This window comes from Rhizobium sp. SRDI943 (genome assembly GCF_057653695.1).
Genome location: NZ_CM172787.1, coordinates 1,634,373 through 1,649,666, shown reverse-complemented (window position 1 = coordinate 1,649,666; position 15,294 = coordinate 1,634,373). Strand labels below are relative to the sequence as shown.

The following is a 15,294-nucleotide window of genomic DNA, read 5'->3' as shown; positions in this document are numbered from 1 at the left end:
AAGTTGTGCTTATCTCCCGCCAGAGTTGGGGGATTCCATGAATATCAAACGAGGGCTTTTTCGGCTGTGGCTGGTTTGCGGACTGCTGTTCGCAGCAACTGTCATGTTTCTAGGCTACGACCGTATCAACGAAGAATTTTCAAAGTCCAACCTGCTTGCCGAGATCCCGGCAAATGCCTCAGCCCTTATCCCCGTGAGCTGTAAAGACGCCCGGGGTGCTTTAGGCGTTGACTACGAGCTAGACAAAGGCGTTACGAAGACGATACCGGGGTCTCTGTGCTGGTACATGATCGCAAAGTTCCGGACGAACTTTCCGCAGTATGCCGACCTTAGCGACGAGGACATTGTTACCAAGACCTATGCTGACGTCGGTGTACCGCTCTACCCTGTGCATCCGTGGCGCACCCTATTAGGAACCATCGGCTTTGCTTTCGGCGTTCCGTTTGTCTTTCTCGTCGTTGGCGGCGCCTTTGTATGGGCTTTTTCGGGCTTCAGCCGCCCCAAGGCATCATAGCTCTCACTCGACAAACTTTTTCTTGAAGAAGTCCATGTTGATACCGTCAATCGTGTCGGCGAACGCCAATAGCGCCTCTCGCCCCGTCATCCCATCGACGCTTGGTGTCTCGGCTAGGTGCCTTGCAGCGCGAGCGACCATCCTTGTCGCTGTCTCAAATGCTTTTTCCGCAGTGTCGTTGAACAGCTTCTGCAACTCTTCATCCTGATCGTCCATTGCTCGCCTCACCCTTTGCACCGCTGCGCCCTTTGTACCACTGGCTCCAATTGGCGCCCCTACCTCGTTCACGCGGATCGAACCATTCTCCACCGAACCTTTCCAGGAATGCTTCCGCACCCGCCCGCGTAGCGAAGCAGTGGACGTTGTAGTGTCGATCCTCATGGAAAACGGTATGCCCGCGCACGCAGCGCATGAGCTTCTGCTTCTCGCAGAATTCAGCCTGCTCCGCCCCGATCTTGCCCAGCGACAACTCGGCAAGCAGAGCTATCTGAAAGGGCCATCCACGATCGATGGCAGCGGGAGTGAGTTCACCTTTGCGCCGAGACATCCGACCTATGTTCTACTTTTGTTCAGTCGCGTCAATAGGATCCGAGCGAAAACCAATCCCAGAACTCCGAGCCGCCGTCCCTACGGCGAAGAGCCTGTCCGATGTTGTCAAGGCCTCTCACGCCAATATACAGCCCCGCTAGTATTTGTAACGTTAAGTACTGGCTAGAAATAATCCCCTTAAGGTGCATCGCATACTCGTCACTTTGAGGACGGGCGTTTGCAACGTACATAAAAATTGTAAGTACAATGACCGCGATCGCAATCACGAATTCCATTAATCCATACGCAAATCTGCTGTGTTCCCGAAACCAGTAAGCGCAGACGATTATGGAAGACAACGCGATGCACATAAGCAGCAAACATATTATGATCGCGGCTGGTTTGTCGCTAAACAATTCAATAAGTGCCGCTAGCGGTAGTGCCAGCACGCTACTCGCAACAACCACAGCGAATAGCCATTTCTGGCTGTACGACAATTTTCTCCCCAACTTCCACTCCTTTACGCGCTATTTCGCCATTCCGTGAGTAGGACACGCTTTACCGCAATGTTGTTACCCATAGCCAGTTTCACGTCAAAGATGAAAGCCGCAATCGAAGGCATTTTTCCCTCGCACCGCACAGCCCAGCGATAAGCCTTCCGGATGGCGAACAGCGGAAACTCCCCCAGTTGCTCGCCCCATACCTCAACCTGGGCGGCGGATTTGACAGAATCACCGGTGTAGAGGTTGAAGGCCGCAAACAGCTTGGCAATCTCGACCGCCAGTTCCGGCCGGCGCTTCGCCGAAGGCTCCAAAATCTCAGAAAGGGATGTCAGTGCCATCGTAACAGCGGCCATCATCTCCGGCGTCCGCTCCGGCTCCGCCACCCGAGGAAAAGGCTGCATCCCCGTTCGGAGTTCCGTTTCTTTCGCCGCGAGCCACAAAGCCATGGATGGCGGCAGCAAGTCCCCCACCAGCCGTTCCGCCAGCGCCGCCGCCTCGTCTGCCGTTCTGGGCCTCTCGATCGCACCAATTCTGCCAAGTGCCAAACCAGTCTCGCTTGAGGGGTTTTCGGCAATCAGGGCTGTTCCAGTATCGCTCGAAGCTCCGCCAGACTGTCGTGACGCGGTTTGAATCCCACCCGAGTTCGTCGCGCGGGTAGTCTCCCCATTCACAGGGCGGGAGCCCTCCAGTGTTTTCGAGAAACTGGCTAAGGCGGATTGCAGGGAGGGCACGGGATGAGGCTTTCGTTTTGGGCTTGGGAGATACAGAGGGTATTTTTCCCTCAGTTTTGATTAGATCAGTATTATTAGGAGGGGATTCTCCGGCGACGGGTTTCCCGGCGACGGATGAACCGTCGTCGGATAAATGCCAGTCGATGTGGCTGAACACGCCCTTGTCGTCACGGACCTGGACTTTGGTGAGCCAGCCAGATTCGACCAACTCCTTGATGCCAGATCGATAGGATTCTCTGCCATCGGCACTTTCGTTGACTAGCGCCTCTTCCATGTAAATCCAGTTGTCCGGCTTCGAGAAGAGCAGGCAATAGAGACCTTTTGCCTTGAGGCTGATGGCGGAACTGCGGATGAGCGCGTTCGGCACCATCGTGAATCCGCTAGGGGGCTTGCGGAGCTTGTTCATCACGCCTCCACCCGCTTGAATTCGACCACCCAGACCCACGGGTTGGCCATATGGCTCATTTCCCCATGAATGCTGTCCCAGAGGCGCAAGAAGTTTTCCTCCGGCCACTTGTCAGGACGGCACCACTTCGGCCAAGGCTTGTCTTCATCACGCAGACAAACGCCTTCGGCTGCTGCATCCTTGCGGGAGATATCCTGCAACCGCTCCACCCGCACGCTGACTATTTCCAGCAGGATGCGGGAGGCCCAACGGGGCATATGCACGGATGATGTCCACCTATAATCTTCTGGGTTCATCTGAACATCATCCCCGAACTCAGTTCGGTCAGCGGGGATGAACAAGGGCAGGTCTGCACGATACATGGGGCATGAATTTCCCCGATTGTCAGTCCATGTCTCACGCCCCCAAAGGCGATCACCTCTTTCGCCGTACGGGCATTTGCACAGATCCCAACCGGCACCGTAAATGCCTGTCACAGGATCAGCCTTTTCAGGTTTTCCTTTCCAGCTCATCCAGACGACGCTCCCGGCGCGATTGCGGCGCGGCTTCATCTCTCTTCCGTCTTCTGGCTGGCGCTTGACGATACGCCGGAGCTGCGTCTGACGGCTTTCTAAAATGCCACGAACCTCGTGGGCTTTGAGTAAAATAGGGCGTTCCACATCCCAAGACTTTCCTTTGTTTTTCGCTCCCAAGACAAAATTAATAGCGCGGGATGCGGGTCTTGGGTCCGCACCCCTTAATGTCATAGTGTGGCAGGACGAAGAATCACGCAACCAATAATTGCGTCACGCGCCGTTTCGGAGAGAACCCTTGATGCAGCTGGACATCGGATATCAGACAGCAGAAGCGACTATTTTCCTTATCGCCGTTTGCGCAGGCTTTTCATTTGCAATATCCTTGCTGCTAAGCCGCCTGCGCTACTATCTCCCGCTCCTGGACTTGATTTCATATGGTCTGGCGGGAGCATCAATCCTGCTTTTCGTATATACCACGATAACCGAATATGCAGACAGTGTGCGCTTGAAACAGCCTGCACTTCTCGAACGTCAGATTGACTGGAGGTTGTACTGGGACAATCTTCGCACACTCGAAGCCAAATATTGCGAGGACAAAGTCTCCATAAATTGCCGTGAAATTGAGCGACTACGCCCGGCTTACGGTTTCGGTACCAAAGTGGCCGGCATTCGTAGGCACTTTGACTACGACCCCGCCATATCAGCTGACCTCAAGTCAGTTTACGACAGCCTGAATCAAACACACACAGACCTCGGTGCAATGGAGTCAGTCGTCTCCTTCGAAGTGGCCACCTCATGGAGAACAATCGCGCTTGTGGCCCTTGTAGGCGCCTATGTGATGGGATTTTATAGACGATCGGTCCTGCTTAGGCAGGCAATGGTCGGGTTGCGGATGGCAGCAACCAAGCATCCTCCCACCGTTAGTTTGTGAGGGCGTAAAAAATATGCCAGAGGGCGCTCGTACGCGTCTGCTTCCCGTCCAGGCAGTTGTCGCGCTTGATTTGCTGGCTCAGGTCAGGTCCGAGGTATTCGGCGCACATCCCCAGCTGAGATGCGTAGTGGTAGTTCTCTAGCCTGGCTAATGCGACCCCCATCCAGACGTTCAGGCCCAGCGACAGCACCAACAAGACGGATCGCATAATAACTTCTCCCCCAGCGTCCGACCATCATGGCCGATTCTTGAGGTTCGCGCAGCCTATGCGCCGCTATGCCCCGACGCGCCTTCCTACACCCTGAAGTATACTTTGACGGATTCCCACAACCGCCTCATGATTCAGCTGCATCCAAACAGGAGCAACATCATGACCGTTAACCCAAGCCATCTTCGGGAGGATATCGAGGAGCAGTTTGAATTACCTGACTTACCGCCGCGTATGACGGCAAACCGCGCCAAGGACTTCAAGCGTCCTTGCGAGAAATGTGAAACGGCAGAATGCCGCTGCATCGGCTGGAAAGCCTTTGACGTGGTGAATTGAAAGCGAGGTGATCCTTCATCTCCTCTTGCGGGGCTGAGGTAAACCGTCCCGCTCTCCCAGATGCCTGAAAACCTATCGCTACCACGCCGACCAAGGGCCATGACGGCAATAGGTCGCAAGGCTCTCATGCGCACGGGCCGCATGTAAAAAATGCCCGACCAATCCCGCCCCGCGTCCTCCCGGCGATCGGCGGTTGACTGGCCCTGCACGCGAATGTGCGGGGCCTTTTTTATGGAGCATCATCATGTTTATTGAACTCTACATGTCCAATGAGGCCCATCCCCCGCTGTTCGACGCCTACATCGACCGGCACGGCAATCTCTACGGCATGTCGCCGGTGCCAAGGGTTGAGCTGGAAGATATGATGCAGGTAGTGCTGGAGAATGGGCCGCGATGGCTGACGACTGACCAGAAAGGCGCGATCGAGTTCCTTATGAAGATGAACTCTGTCGACGAGTGCCACCTCTATCAGGAGATTGCCACCGCCCACGGCCCGATATGCCGAGTGCTACTGTATGACCTGAACTGACGCCCCAGCAATGGGGCGTTTTCTATTGGGGATAACCCGTCGCCAACCAGCAACGGCAACTCTGCGGTAGTATGATTCGCAATCACGCGTGCGAGGCCCTTATGGAAGTAAAATATCAAATCTTTGTCAGCTCGACTTTCACCGACCTTCAGGAGGAACGGCGGAAGGTCATCGAGATGATCATGAATATGGGCCATATCCCCATCGGGATGGAGGCTTTTCAAGCCAGCGATAGCACGCAATGGGAATACATAACGCGTCGGATCGACGAGAGCGACTATTACGTGGTCATTATCGCCGAACGCTATGGCTCCATGCTCGACGGCAAAAGCTATACGCAAATGGAATACGAATACGCGACCGCCAAAGGCATACCTGTCGTTGCCTTCCTTTTGGCTGACCATGTCCGGCGCACACTGCCTGTTGACCGGGTAGACGTAGATTTGCGCATGCAGGTTGAGGCGTTTCGAAATCTGGCCAAAGAAAAACTAAGCAAGTTTTGGACGAACCCGGACGACCTCAGTGGCAAAGTCGCCCTCGCGCTTCATGAGCTGTTTCGGGATAAGCCTCGTAACGGATGGGTTAAGGCCAGCACCGTTCCATCCATGCAGGTTATGGAGGAAATTTCCAGATTGTCGGAGGAAAAGCGCCTACTGCAGGAGAAGCTTTCCGCTCTGTCTGGGAATACCAGCATCACCGTTCCTCCCGATGTGGTGTATCGGATTCAGGAGATGAGCATGTCGTTCATCAACGAGTATTTCGATGGATACCACATTGAAGACGAGCTTGCCTCGGTGCTCGACATGTTTCTTGCTTGCCATAAACGGCTAGCGATTGGTTGCGCACCGTATGAGCTTATCCAGACCCTAAGGCTGCATTTTGATAAGATCGAGGGCACCGACATGGAAGATGTCGCCAAACTGCTTGCCGAGTTCTCTTCTCACAATTTGGTGGAATTCACGCAGACGCCGAAGAAAAACGGCATCAATACCACCTTTCATCTGACGACCTATGGCAAAGATTTCGCGATGTACGCCAACAAATACCTTATCGATCAAATGATTCGTTGACCTGTTTATCGGCACCCGCGCTTCGCGCCCACCCCTTCCACCCTCACGGGTGCCAGTGACAGAGCCCTGTGTGCTACACATTAGCCGAGCCACCCGTCTCGCCGTCCTACTTGAGATTGTGCCAAAAAGAGTCCGGTAAAGGGGGATTCGCCGGACGAGCATTTCGCCTACCCTGAGGATTCACGCCAAATCCGGGGGACAGGATGAACCTGCATATCCACAAGAGCGGAGAGACCGCGCCGCCAGAATATGACGTTCTCATCGGGCCAAACGGGGAGTCCACGTGGCGAGGAGGTGGCCGCGCCAAGGGAAGGCTTATTATTCTCGTCGACACGCCTGCACGGCCGTCCAGAATGCAGGTAACGACCCTCTTCCGGCTGATTTACCGGTACAAGAAATGCACGGTCATCTTCAACGGGTTCTCCCGCTGATGCTGCTGGAAATCTACAAACAAACCTATGCCCCGCGCTTCTTTGACGTCCTGCTGAACAAGAACGGCACGGTTGCCGTCCTCAACCCCCGTGCGCTGACAGGTGCCCACCTGAGGGTCGTGCTTGAGGACGCTAAGCCCCTGCCCACGCCGACACCCCATCAGATCGTCTCCATCTATGCCATGATAAGCCGGTACCAGATGTGCGAAGTCGCGCTCTATGGAGTCGACCACTAAACTTTAAATTACTATATAATTATGTTTACAACCTACAATATACGTGGCACTATTCCTCATAACCAAGAGAAAGCGAGGACATGGATGCCGAAAGAGAATTTGAACTAGCCTGCGAAATGCGCTTCACCGCACCCTGCATGCCTACCCCCACCTACTACATCGACCCGAACCAGTTCAAAGGCGACGAAGCTTTTGCAGACGGCGTTGATGTTCCCATGGAATGCGAGAGCGAAGCACGTGGCGTTGCTTTCCGCCTCGCCCGCCTCACCGGCCAGAGCGTCAGCATCGACGTTCGCTGTGAAGGCGAGGACGACGACATCATCATTGTGAACCCCAAAATCACGGTTGCCTAAATGGAACCGGCCCAGCTCAGTTTTTTGATTGAGTTGGTGCCGGAGCCTCCGAAGCCGCCGACCGTTTGGGAACTGCTGGCGGCGGGCCTCAAGGCCAACGAATCACCCCCGATTACCCGCGCAGATGTGGAGCGCGCTAAACACGAACGAATGAGAAGTATGGAACGTGGAAAAATTTGAACTGCCTTGCGAGTACTCGTTGCACCGCACGGAAAAGACGATTGCGATTTGTGATGCGACCGGACGACCGGTCCAGTCCCGCTTCGACGTTAAGTGCTTTGTCCGAGATATGCGCGAAGCACGTCCCTTAGAAGAGAATATTGCAGCAGAGGTAAAGCGGCTACGTGCCGCCGTCCAATCAGCTCTCGATGACCTCTGCACGGCCGAACTGTCCACCGATTTAATCCCTATTGAATTACGCGCGATTCAGACACTTCGAGCCGCCCTCGCCCAACAGAAGCAGGAGGGCTAGGACATGGGCGTCCCTCAAGCCGCTGTAGACAAGATGCGACAGATGGCAGCCGCCAAGAAAGACGGGGTGTTCGGCTACAATGGGCAATATTACTATGCCGTCAAAAGCCGGAATCTCGTTCTCATCGGCTACCGGTTTTCAGGGGAAGTCTGGGCTGTTTCTGGGGCATTTCTCATCGAGCGAAAGACTCAACTCCGGAAAGAACTCAAGTCTGCAATGGAGCGCTCTATCTAGGGCCGCCCGCCAGTTGATTCCCTCTGCCGCTCGGATACCATCCCCCGCAATTCACGGGGGATTTTCATGCGCGCGATTCTAGCTGTTGCCTTGCTTTTGGCCGCGTCATCAGCTCAAGCTGATCTTTTCAACGGAAATGACCTGTACGAATACTGTACGGGCGGCAGAAGCCTTGCCACTGCCTATGTCGGCGGCTGGTGGGATAGCCACGCGAATGATGCTGATCTGGCGAACCTGGCTGAGATAACGTCACCGGACGCAGACACCCGCAAGCATATCAAATTCTACGCCGGAGAGATCAAAGCCAACATTTGCATTCCGCCGAAGGTTACCCTTGGCCAGATGGTCGACGTGATTTGCAAATATCTCGAAAGTCATCCGGAGGACCGGCAACTAGCGATGGTCGGTCACTTCAGAGCCGCCTATAGCACGGCTTGGCCCTGCGTACCCAACTAAAGCAGCTTGCGCTCAAGAACCGAAATCGCTGGCGAGTAATTGGCGCGTAAACGACGAAATCGCTATGAAATGTTCCGCTTTGTTCCACCCTCTCCCGCCCCGTTCCGCCCTGCTAATCAAGCATTCTCGGAATGTTCCGGTTGCCTCGTCCACAACCACCCCTCCGGCGATCCCACGCCATCCCGCGCCGACATCGACATGACGAAGGTGATCATCGATGCCGCCAAGGCGCTCGATATCACCGTCCACGACCACGTCATCATCGGCAAGGACGGCCATGTCAGCCTGAAGGGGCTGAAGCTAATCTGAACAAACATTGCGGCTGCTCGCCGACGAGATGCAGAGCCCCGGCTCGTCGACCTGCCCTGGTCCATCCCCGCGAGAAGCCTGAGGCGAGAAGACTGCTGAATGCTGGAGTTGACAGCAGTCGGTGGTGCGGGATTGTATGCAGTCCTGCACCGCTACTCACTGGACAATGCCCGCCCGAAATACCCGAGAAGATGAAGCTCCATGACGATTCGCAGCGGCAACACCGACCGAACGACCCGGCTCTGCCGCGACGTGCTCTGCCTCGATGACTTTGAAATAAAGGCGCGGCGACATCTGCCAAAGCCTCTGTTTGGTTATATCGCAGGCGCGACCGAGACCAATGCGTCGCTGCGGCATAACGCAGAAGCTTTCCAGGCCTATGCCTTCCGGCCTCGTGTCCTTCGGGACGTCTCGAAACGCAGCACCGAGACGAGCCTCTTCGGCAAGACCCATGCCGCGCCATTCGGCATCGCGCCGATGGGTATCAGCGCGCTGATGGCCTATCGAGGTGACATCGTGCTTGCGCAAGGAGCGGATCAATCGGGAATCCCGATGATCATAAGCGGTTCATCACTTATCCCCTTGGAAGAGATAGCTGCAGTTTCGCCGCAAGCATGGTTTCAGGCCTATCTCCCCGGCGAACCCGACCGTATCGATGCTTTGATCGATCGCGTCGGCGCGGCCGGCTTGCGCACGCTTCTGCTGACCGTGGACACAGCCACGCTGCCAAACCGTGAAAACAATGTAAGGGCCGGATTTTCGACACCTCTGCGTCCCGGTCTCCGCCTGGCGTGGCAGGGCATCTCGCACCCGCGCTGGACCACCGGCACATTCCTGCGCACGATCGTCCGGCACGGCATTCCGCATTTTGAAAATTCCTACGCCACAAGAGGCGCGCCGATCATCTCTTCGAATGTGACGCGCGATTTCGGCAGGCGCGACCATCTCAACTGGAACCATCTGGAGCGGATACGCAACAGGTGGTCCGGCAAACTCGTGGTCAAGGGGATCATGCATCCTGACGACGCGGCCCTGGCTGTCGACACCGGAGCGGATGGCGTGATCGTCTCCAATCATGGCGGCCGCCAGCTCGACGGCACCGCATCTCCCCTTCAGGTCCTTCCGGAGATTGCGTCCCGTGTCGGCGACAGCGTTGCCGTCATGGTCGATGGCGGTTTCAGGCGTGGAACGGACATCATGAAGGCCCTCGCACTCGGGGCCTGTTTCGTGTTCGTGGGCAGGCCGTTCCTTTATGCCGCAGCCGTCGCGGGCCTACCGGGTGTGCTCAAGGCGGCCGATATCCTGAAGACGGAACTGCATAGCAATATGGCGTTGCTCGGCGTCACCAAGGTGGGCGATATTTCCGCGGACTACATCACCCATGCATGAAAAGCCGTCGAGCCATCGAGCATGGCAAGCGCCCCTGCCGGTGTTCGTCGGCTAGGACCCATGGCGTAAGCTGTTTCTCGAAGGGCTCACTTGCCCGAAAAAGCACCCGTCAGGACCAATCAGGTGGCCGTAAAACAATCTGTAACATTGACCGGCTAACGATGGACGGGCGACATTTTGCGTCGCAATATGATTCCTTTCCAATCCGGGGCTTGATGATGCTTCAGTACGATCTCGTTGTGGTGGGCAGCGGCCCCGCAGGGCGCCGCGGCGCGATCCAGGCGTCAAAACTCGGCAAGAAAGTGCTTGTCATCGAGCAGGGCAAACGCGTCGGCGGCGTATCCGTGCATACCGGCACCATCCCTTCCAAAACGCTGCGCGAGACTGCGCTTAATCTTTCCGGCTGGCGCGAACGCGGCTTCTACGGCCGGTCTTACCGCGTCAAGGAAGAGATCAGTGCAGATGACCTGCGGCGTCGCCTGCTGATTACGCTCAACCACGAGGTCGAGGTGCTGGAACACCAGTTCGCCCGAAACCGCGTGCAGCATATTCGCGGCAAGGCAAGCTTCATCGATGCGTCGACGCTGCAGGTGATCAAGGATGACGGCGAGACCACGCAGGTCACCGCCGCCAGCGTGCTGCTTGCCGTCGGCACAAAACCGTTCCGTCCCGATTACATGCCCTTCGACGGCAAGACCGTTCTCGACAGCGACGAACTGCTCGACATCCAGGACCTGCCGCGATCGATGGTGGTTATCGGCGCCGGCGTCATCGGCATCGAATATGCGACGATCTTCAGCGCGCTCGACACCGCCGTCACCGTTATCGACCCGAAGGCGACAATGCTCGACTTCATCGACAAGGAAATCATCGAGGATTTTACCTACCAGCTGCGCGACCGCAACATGAAGCTGCTGCTCGGCCAGAAGGCCGACAAGGTGGAGAGGCTCGAAAACGGCAAGGTCGAACTGACGCTCGACAGCGGCCGACGCCTGACGACCGACATGGTGCTTTTCGCCGCCGGCCGCATGGGGGCGACTGATGCGCTGAATCTTCAGGCCATCGGCCTCGAAGCCGACAGCCGCGGCCGTCTCAAGGTCAATCCGGAAACCTTCCAGACATCGGTTGCCAACATCTATGCCGCCGGCGACGTCGTCGGCTTTCCGAGCCTTGCCTCGACCTCGATGGAACAGGGCCGCATCGCCGCCCGCGTCGCGGTCGGCGCGGTCGCCAAGGAGCCGCCGAAATATTTCCCCTATGGCATTTATGCCGTGCCGGAGATTTCGACCTGCGGCCTGACCGAAGAAGAGATGAAGGAGCGCGGTATTCCCTATGAATGCGGCATTGCCCGCTTCCGCGAAACGTCGCGCGGTCATATCATGGGCCTCGACACCGGGCTTCTGAAGCTGATCTTCTCGCTGAAGACCCGCCGCCTGCTCGGCGTGCATATCGTCGGCGAAGGCGCCACCGAGCTGGTGCATATCGGCCAGGCGGTGCTCAACCTCAAAGGCACGGTCGAATATTTCGTCGAGAACACCTTCAACTATCCGACGCTCGCCGAAGCCTACAAGATCGCCGGGCTCGATGCCTGGAACCGGATGGGCGACATCAAGTCGGAACTCTAAAGTCCGTCGCGTCGTCGAGGGATCGGCCTTCTAAGTCCTGCCGCCAAACGGAGCGGAATGACATTGCGCATCATCTCGCTGAACGCATGGGGCGGCAGGCTTCATGAGGCACTGATTGAATATGTGACGACGGCCGATCCCGACGTGCTGTGCCTACAGGAAGTTTTGCGCGCACCCGGCACCCGCTCAGGCTGGTCGGTCTATCGGGACGGCGATGTCGAATTGCCGCAGCGCTTCAATCTCTTTACCGAGATCAGCACCGCCCTGCCCGGCCACGACGGCTTTTTCTGCCCGACCTCGAGAGGCGAGCTTTTCAATGGCGATAGCGCCATTGTCGCCGAATTCGGGCTCGCGACCTTCGTGCGCAAAACGCATTCCGTCATCGCTCAAGGGCTGGACTTCGTGCATGGCCGTTTTTCGGCGGATGGCTGGGGCGAACATCCGCGGCCGCGAAACGCCCATTGCATCCGTCTCTTCAGCCATGAGTGCGCTTCTACCGTAACCATCGCCCACATGCATGGCCTGCGCGATCCCGCAGGCAAGGGCGACACGGCGGCGCGCGACGAGCAGGCAGCAGCACTGGTGAGGCTCATCGAGGGCGTCTGGCCCGGCGACGAAGGGCTCGTCGTCTGCGGCGATTTCAACGTGCTGCCTGATAGCGCGACCTTTGCGATTCTCGCCAGACTTGGGCTTTCCGACCTTGTCACCGGAAGCGGCCTTGTAGACACGCGAACCTCCTACTATCTGAAGCAGGGCCGCTTTGCCGACTACATGCTGGCGACGCCGGGGGTGAAGGTTGCCAAATTCGAGGTGGTCGAGGCGCCCGAAGTCTCCGACCATCGCGCATTGCTGCTCGATATTGGGTAGTATATTGAGGAATGATACACTTCGCGAAGCGTTTGCACGCCGTGCCGTTTTTTTATGCCTTAGTTTGACCTCCCTAAATCGCATTGATGTGTGGTGCCTGATAGATGCCTTCAACGCCATTTTGCCTTCGGGCAAAAGCTTCTAAAGAAAGATAGATACTCTTGTCCCATATCTTGGAAGTTGCGCGCAGACGTTTTCAGCTGATCCTGATCAAGCCGTCGCACTATGACGATGACGGCTACGTCATCCGCTGGTGGCGGGCGATGATTCCGTCCAATTCACTGGCGGCTCTTTACGGCATTGCCGCCGAATGCGCCGAGCGCAAGGTGCTCGGCGACGATACGGCGATCGATATCACCGTGATCGACGAGACCAATACGCGGATCGATGTCGCCGGACTGCTGGCGCAGTTCAAGCGTCACGACAATTTCGGCATGATTTCGCTCGTCGGCGTCCAGACCAACCAATATCCGCGCGCCCTCGATATCGCCCGCCCCTTCCGCGATGCCGGCCTGCCGGTTACGATCGGCGGCTTTCATGTTTCCGGCTGCCTGTCGATGCTGGATGGCAAGGCGGTCGGGCTCGACGCCTGCCGCGATATGGGCATCTCGATGTTTGCCGGCGAGGCCGAGGGCCGGCTCGACATGGTGCTGCGCGATGCCGCCGCCGGCGAGCTGAAGCCGCTCTATAATTTCATGAACGACCTTCCCGGCATCGGCGGCACGCCGGTTCCTTTCCTGCCGAAGGACAATATCCAGCGCACGCTCGGGCTCAGCACCAGCTTCGATGCCGGACGTGGCTGTCCCTATCAGTGCTCGTTCTGCACCATCATCAACGTGCAGGGACGCAAGTCGCGCTTCCGTTCGGCCGACGACGTCGAAAAGCTGGTGCGGATGAACTGGGCGCAGGGCATCCACAAATTCTTCATCACCGACGACAATTTCGCCCGCAACAAGGATTGGGAAGCGATCTTCGACCGGTTGATCGAGCTCAAGGAGCGGGACGGCATTCCGCTCGGCCTGATGATCCAGGTCGACACGCTCTGCCACAAGATCCCTAATTTCATCGAGAAATCCCGGCGCGCCGGCGTCACCCGAGTCTTCATCGGCCTCGAAAACGTCAATCCCGACAATCTGACCGCCGCCAAGAAGAACCAGAACAAGATCACCGAATACCGCAAGATGCTGCTCGCCTGGAAGGCGCAGGGCATCATGACGCTGGCCGGTTATATCCTGGGCTTTCCCGCCGACACGCCGGAATCGATCCGCCGCGACATCGCGATCATCCAGGAAGAGCTGCCGCTCGACGTCATCGAATTCTTCATCCTGACGCCGCTGCCCGGCTCCGAGGACCATCAGGTCCTGTGGAAGAAGGGCGTCGACATGGATGCCGATCTCAACATCTACGATGTCGAGCACGTCTGCACCGCGCATCCGAAGATGAGCAAGCAGGAATGGGAAGACATCTACCACGAGGCCTGGGCGCTCTATTATTCGCCTGATCATATGAAGACGCTGCTACGCCGCGCCGTGGCAACCGGCGTGCCACTCGCAAGGCTCGTCAAGGTTCTCGTCTCCTTCGCCACCACCGTGCCGCTGGAAAACGTGCACCCGCTGCAAAGCGGCCTGCTGCGCCTGAAGACGCCGTCGGAGCGGCGCCCGGACCTGCCGCGCGAGAATCCGCTGGTCTTCTGGCCGCGCTTTGCCTGGGAAACCTTCCGCAAACATGTTTCGCTCGCCGGCACGATCATTGGCCTGACGATTTCGGCATTCCTGATTTCAAGGAATGCAAAGTCGAAGACCTACATGGATCAGGCTCTGACGCCGGTCGCCGACGACGAAGAGGAAACGCTCCACCTCTTCACACAGACCGCCGGCGGCGCCGCAGCCGTGAGCCATGTCAGGAAAGTCGCACAGCTGACAGCGCATTGAGCGGCAATTCTTGCAACGGCGGCTGACGCCCTGTCGCCCGGAAATCATGGATGACTTCAAAGTCGAAGCTTGGAGGCTCCGACTTTCGTTCTGCGCAAAACCGCTGCGCAGTTTTGCGCGACATGCTCTAAGCGATTTGGATAATCTGGCTCGTCTCGGCGACCTGCAGCGTGTCGAGGAATTCGACAATCTTGACTGGCTTCCCGTCCTTGAAATGGATCTTGTCGACGAATTCCGTATGGAAGCTCACGCCCGACGGGATATACCTGACCTCGCCTTCGCGATGCGCAAAAACCACATGGTCGTCCTCGTCCACATGGATTCCGACTGTCCTGATAGCTGACAGATCCCATTCAGTGATAAGCTGCGTTATTGCTTGACGAAAGGCATGGGGCCCGGCTGCTTCAGACGAAAAAGGCCCCAGCCGTGCATTGCCGACAATGCGAAAGGTGCAATCCTCACCAGTCAGCGCCAGCGTGCCCTCGATATCACCGCGGTCACGCACAGCATAGATTTCCTCCACGAGCTTCTTCATATCATGCTTTGCAGTCATTTTCAGGTCCCTCCCACCATCAGCGAAATCTGCATCTAATTATACGCTAATGCAACTATTTGTTGTTCAAGATGACTAAACACAATGGAGTAGGCGGCGAGAATGAAACTGCCCTGGATAAAAGAAAAAGGCCCCGCACGATGGCGAGGCCTTCCAAACTTCTGAAC

Annotated in this window: 22 protein-coding genes and 1 pseudogene; 17 read left to right on the top strand and 6 right to left on the bottom strand. The window is 56.9% G+C overall.

Going from position 1 to position 15,294, the window contains the following annotated elements; all coding sequences use genetic code 11:
- The first annotated feature begins 37 nt into the window (after positions 1-37).
- Positions 38-514: a hypothetical protein gene (locus AC245Y_RS08385; protein ID WP_017993800.1), complete on the top strand. Its 477-nt coding sequence runs from the start codon at positions 38-40 to the stop codon at positions 512-514.
- Between the two features lie 3 nt (positions 515-517).
- Here the strand turns inward: AC245Y_RS08385 and AC245Y_RS08380 are convergent, their stop codons facing one another.
- The 4 genes from AC245Y_RS08380 to AC245Y_RS08365 all read right to left on the bottom strand — a co-directional run bounded on the left by AC245Y_RS08380 (position 518) and on the right by AC245Y_RS08365 (position 3,341).
- A complete protein-coding gene (locus AC245Y_RS08380; RefSeq protein ID WP_017993799.1) occupies positions 518-730 on the bottom strand; it encodes a hypothetical protein in 213 nt (70 codons plus the stop codon).
- An 832-nt stretch (positions 731-1,562) separates the two neighbouring features.
- The gene (locus AC245Y_RS08375; RefSeq protein WP_487762864.1) at positions 1,563-1,901 is read right to left on the bottom strand and encodes a hypothetical protein; all 339 of its coding nucleotides are present in this window, start codon (positions 1,899-1,901) and stop codon (positions 1,563-1,565) included.
- Complete coding sequence (locus tag AC245Y_RS08370) at positions 1,861-2,682, bottom strand: helix-turn-helix domain-containing protein (protein WP_245274010.1); 822 nt, start codon at positions 2,680-2,682, stop codon at positions 1,861-1,863. Before AC245Y_RS08370 ends, AC245Y_RS08375 begins: the two co-directional genes overlap by 41 nt.
- Positions 2,682-3,341: an ASCH domain-containing protein gene (locus AC245Y_RS08365; RefSeq protein ID WP_017993794.1), complete on the bottom strand. Its 660-nt coding sequence runs from the start codon at positions 3,339-3,341 to the stop codon at positions 2,682-2,684. The genes AC245Y_RS08370 and AC245Y_RS08365 overlap by 1 nt, the downstream gene beginning before the upstream one ends.
- A gap of 151 nt (positions 3,342-3,492) precedes the next feature.
- Here AC245Y_RS08365 and AC245Y_RS08360 point away from each other — a divergent pair, with 151 nt between their 5' ends.
- On the top strand, positions 3,493-4,128 hold the full coding sequence (locus AC245Y_RS08360) for a hypothetical protein (RefSeq protein ID WP_487762863.1): 636 nt from the start codon (positions 3,493-3,495) through the stop codon (positions 4,126-4,128).
- Here AC245Y_RS08360 and AC245Y_RS08355 read toward each other — a convergent pair.
- Entirely contained in the window at positions 4,118-4,336 is a 219-nt protein-coding gene (locus AC245Y_RS08355) for a hypothetical protein (protein ID WP_017993792.1), read from the bottom strand. The genes AC245Y_RS08360 and AC245Y_RS08355 overlap by 11 nt on opposite strands.
- Before the next feature lie 162 nt (positions 4,337-4,498).
- Here AC245Y_RS08355 and AC245Y_RS08350 point away from each other — a divergent pair, with 162 nt between their 5' ends.
- The 15 genes and pseudogenes from AC245Y_RS08350 to AC245Y_RS08280 all read left to right on the top strand — a co-directional run bounded on the left by AC245Y_RS08350 (position 4,499) and on the right by AC245Y_RS08280 (position 14,574).
- The gene (locus AC245Y_RS08350) at positions 4,499-4,672 is read left to right on the top strand and encodes a hypothetical protein (protein WP_172643735.1); all 174 of its coding nucleotides are present in this window, start codon (positions 4,499-4,501) and stop codon (positions 4,670-4,672) included.
- A 244-nt stretch (positions 4,673-4,916) separates the two neighbouring features.
- Positions 4,917-5,201, top strand: coding sequence for a hypothetical protein (locus AC245Y_RS08345; protein WP_017993790.1), 285 nt, complete (start codon positions 4,917-4,919; stop codon positions 5,199-5,201).
- A 101-nt stretch (positions 5,202-5,302) separates the two neighbouring features.
- Entirely contained in the window at positions 5,303-6,271 is a 969-nt protein-coding gene (locus AC245Y_RS08340) for a DUF4062 domain-containing protein (RefSeq protein WP_050563522.1), read from the top strand.
- 203 nt (positions 6,272-6,474) lie between these two features.
- Positions 6,475-6,702, top strand: a complete 228-nt coding sequence (locus AC245Y_RS08335; RefSeq protein ID WP_017993788.1) for a hypothetical protein — start codon at positions 6,475-6,477, stop codon at positions 6,700-6,702.
- On the top strand, positions 6,702-6,938 hold the full coding sequence (locus AC245Y_RS08330; RefSeq protein WP_017993787.1) for a hypothetical protein: 237 nt from the start codon (positions 6,702-6,704) through the stop codon (positions 6,936-6,938). Before AC245Y_RS08335 ends, AC245Y_RS08330 begins: the two co-directional genes overlap by 1 nt.
- Before the next feature lie 80 nt (positions 6,939-7,018).
- Positions 7,019-7,291 (top strand): hypothetical protein, encoded by a 273-nt coding sequence (locus AC245Y_RS08325; protein WP_017993786.1) that lies wholly within the window; start codon positions 7,019-7,021, stop codon positions 7,289-7,291.
- Positions 7,292-7,471, top strand: coding sequence for a hypothetical protein (locus AC245Y_RS08320; RefSeq protein WP_172643734.1), 180 nt, complete (start codon positions 7,292-7,294; stop codon positions 7,469-7,471).
- The gene (locus AC245Y_RS08315) at positions 7,458-7,763 is read left to right on the top strand and encodes a hypothetical protein (protein ID WP_017993785.1); all 306 of its coding nucleotides are present in this window, start codon (positions 7,458-7,460) and stop codon (positions 7,761-7,763) included. Before AC245Y_RS08320 ends, AC245Y_RS08315 begins: the two co-directional genes overlap by 14 nt.
- Before the next feature lie 3 nt (positions 7,764-7,766).
- A complete protein-coding gene (locus tag AC245Y_RS08310) occupies positions 7,767-7,997 on the top strand; it encodes a hypothetical protein (protein WP_017993784.1) in 231 nt (76 codons plus the stop codon).
- Between the two features lie 66 nt (positions 7,998-8,063).
- A complete protein-coding gene (locus AC245Y_RS08305) occupies positions 8,064-8,453 on the top strand; it encodes a Rap1a/Tai family immunity protein (RefSeq protein WP_017993783.1) in 390 nt (129 codons plus the stop codon).
- 144 nt (positions 8,454-8,597) lie between these two features.
- A pseudogene (locus AC245Y_RS08300) lies at positions 8,598-8,762 on the top strand (JAB domain-containing protein); the annotation flags it as partial.
- 201 nt (positions 8,763-8,963) lie between these two features.
- Entirely contained in the window at positions 8,964-10,151 is a 1,188-nt protein-coding gene (locus AC245Y_RS08295; protein ID WP_017993781.1) for an alpha-hydroxy acid oxidase, read from the top strand.
- Positions 10,152-10,369: 218 nt separating this feature from the next.
- A complete protein-coding gene (gene sthA / locus AC245Y_RS08290) occupies positions 10,370-11,776 on the top strand; it encodes a Si-specific NAD(P)(+) transhydrogenase (RefSeq protein ID WP_026157329.1) in 1,407 nt (468 codons plus the stop codon).
- Between the two features lie 57 nt (positions 11,777-11,833).
- Positions 11,834-12,643 (top strand): endonuclease/exonuclease/phosphatase family protein, encoded by an 810-nt coding sequence (locus tag AC245Y_RS08285; protein WP_017993779.1) that lies wholly within the window; start codon positions 11,834-11,836, stop codon positions 12,641-12,643.
- Positions 12,644-12,804: 161 nt separating this feature from the next.
- Positions 12,805-14,574: a B12-binding domain-containing radical SAM protein gene (locus AC245Y_RS08280; protein WP_012757256.1), complete on the top strand. Its 1,770-nt coding sequence runs from the start codon at positions 12,805-12,807 to the stop codon at positions 14,572-14,574.
- A gap of 127 nt (positions 14,575-14,701) precedes the next feature.
- Here AC245Y_RS08280 and AC245Y_RS08275 read toward each other — a convergent pair whose 3' ends face one another.
- Positions 14,702-15,127, bottom strand: coding sequence for a nuclear transport factor 2 family protein (locus tag AC245Y_RS08275; protein WP_012757255.1), 426 nt, complete (start codon positions 15,125-15,127; stop codon positions 14,702-14,704).
- Positions 15,128-15,294 lie beyond the last annotated feature (167 nt).

Bases quoted from the DNA above. Each gene is read 5' to 3' on its own strand.
- AC245Y_RS08385 (WP_017993800.1), top strand. From the start codon at position 38: ATGAATATCAAACGAGGGCTTTTTCGGCTGTGGCTGGTTTGCGGACTG.
- AC245Y_RS08380 (WP_017993799.1), bottom strand. From the start codon at position 730: ATGGACGATCAGGATGAAGAGTTGCAGAAGCTGTTCAACGACACTGCG.
- AC245Y_RS08375 (WP_487762864.1), bottom strand. From the start codon at position 1,901: ATGATGGCCGCTGTTACGATGGCACTGACATCCCTTTCTGAGATTTTG.
- AC245Y_RS08370 (WP_245274010.1), bottom strand. From the start codon at position 2,682: ATGAACAAGCTCCGCAAGCCCCCTAGCGGATTCACGATGGTGCCGAAC.
- AC245Y_RS08355 (WP_017993792.1), bottom strand. From the start codon at position 4,336: ATGCGATCCGTCTTGTTGGTGCTGTCGCTGGGCCTGAACGTCTGGATG.
- AC245Y_RS08350 (WP_172643735.1), top strand. From the start codon at position 4,499: ATGACCGTTAACCCAAGCCATCTTCGGGAGGATATCGAGGAGCAGTTT.
- AC245Y_RS08345 (WP_017993790.1), top strand. From the start codon at position 4,917: ATGTTTATTGAACTCTACATGTCCAATGAGGCCCATCCCCCGCTGTTC.
- AC245Y_RS08340 (WP_050563522.1), top strand. From the start codon at position 5,303: ATGGAAGTAAAATATCAAATCTTTGTCAGCTCGACTTTCACCGACCTT.
- AC245Y_RS08335 (WP_017993788.1), top strand. From the start codon at position 6,475: ATGAACCTGCATATCCACAAGAGCGGAGAGACCGCGCCGCCAGAATAT.
- AC245Y_RS08330 (WP_017993787.1), top strand. From the start codon at position 6,702: ATGCTGCTGGAAATCTACAAACAAACCTATGCCCCGCGCTTCTTTGAC.
- AC245Y_RS08325 (WP_017993786.1), top strand. From the start codon at position 7,019: ATGGATGCCGAAAGAGAATTTGAACTAGCCTGCGAAATGCGCTTCACC.
- AC245Y_RS08320 (WP_172643734.1), top strand. From the start codon at position 7,292: ATGGAACCGGCCCAGCTCAGTTTTTTGATTGAGTTGGTGCCGGAGCCT.
- AC245Y_RS08310 (WP_017993784.1), top strand. From the start codon at position 7,767: ATGGGCGTCCCTCAAGCCGCTGTAGACAAGATGCGACAGATGGCAGCC.
- AC245Y_RS08305 (WP_017993783.1), top strand. From the start codon at position 8,064: ATGCGCGCGATTCTAGCTGTTGCCTTGCTTTTGGCCGCGTCATCAGCT.
- AC245Y_RS08295 (WP_017993781.1), top strand. From the start codon at position 8,964: ATGACGATTCGCAGCGGCAACACCGACCGAACGACCCGGCTCTGCCGC.
- sthA (WP_026157329.1), top strand. From the start codon at position 10,370: ATGCTTCAGTACGATCTCGTTGTGGTGGGCAGCGGCCCCGCAGGGCGC.
- AC245Y_RS08285 (WP_017993779.1), top strand. From the start codon at position 11,834: ATGACATTGCGCATCATCTCGCTGAACGCATGGGGCGGCAGGCTTCAT.
- AC245Y_RS08275 (WP_012757255.1), bottom strand. From the start codon at position 15,127: ATGACTGCAAAGCATGATATGAAGAAGCTCGTGGAGGAAATCTATGCT.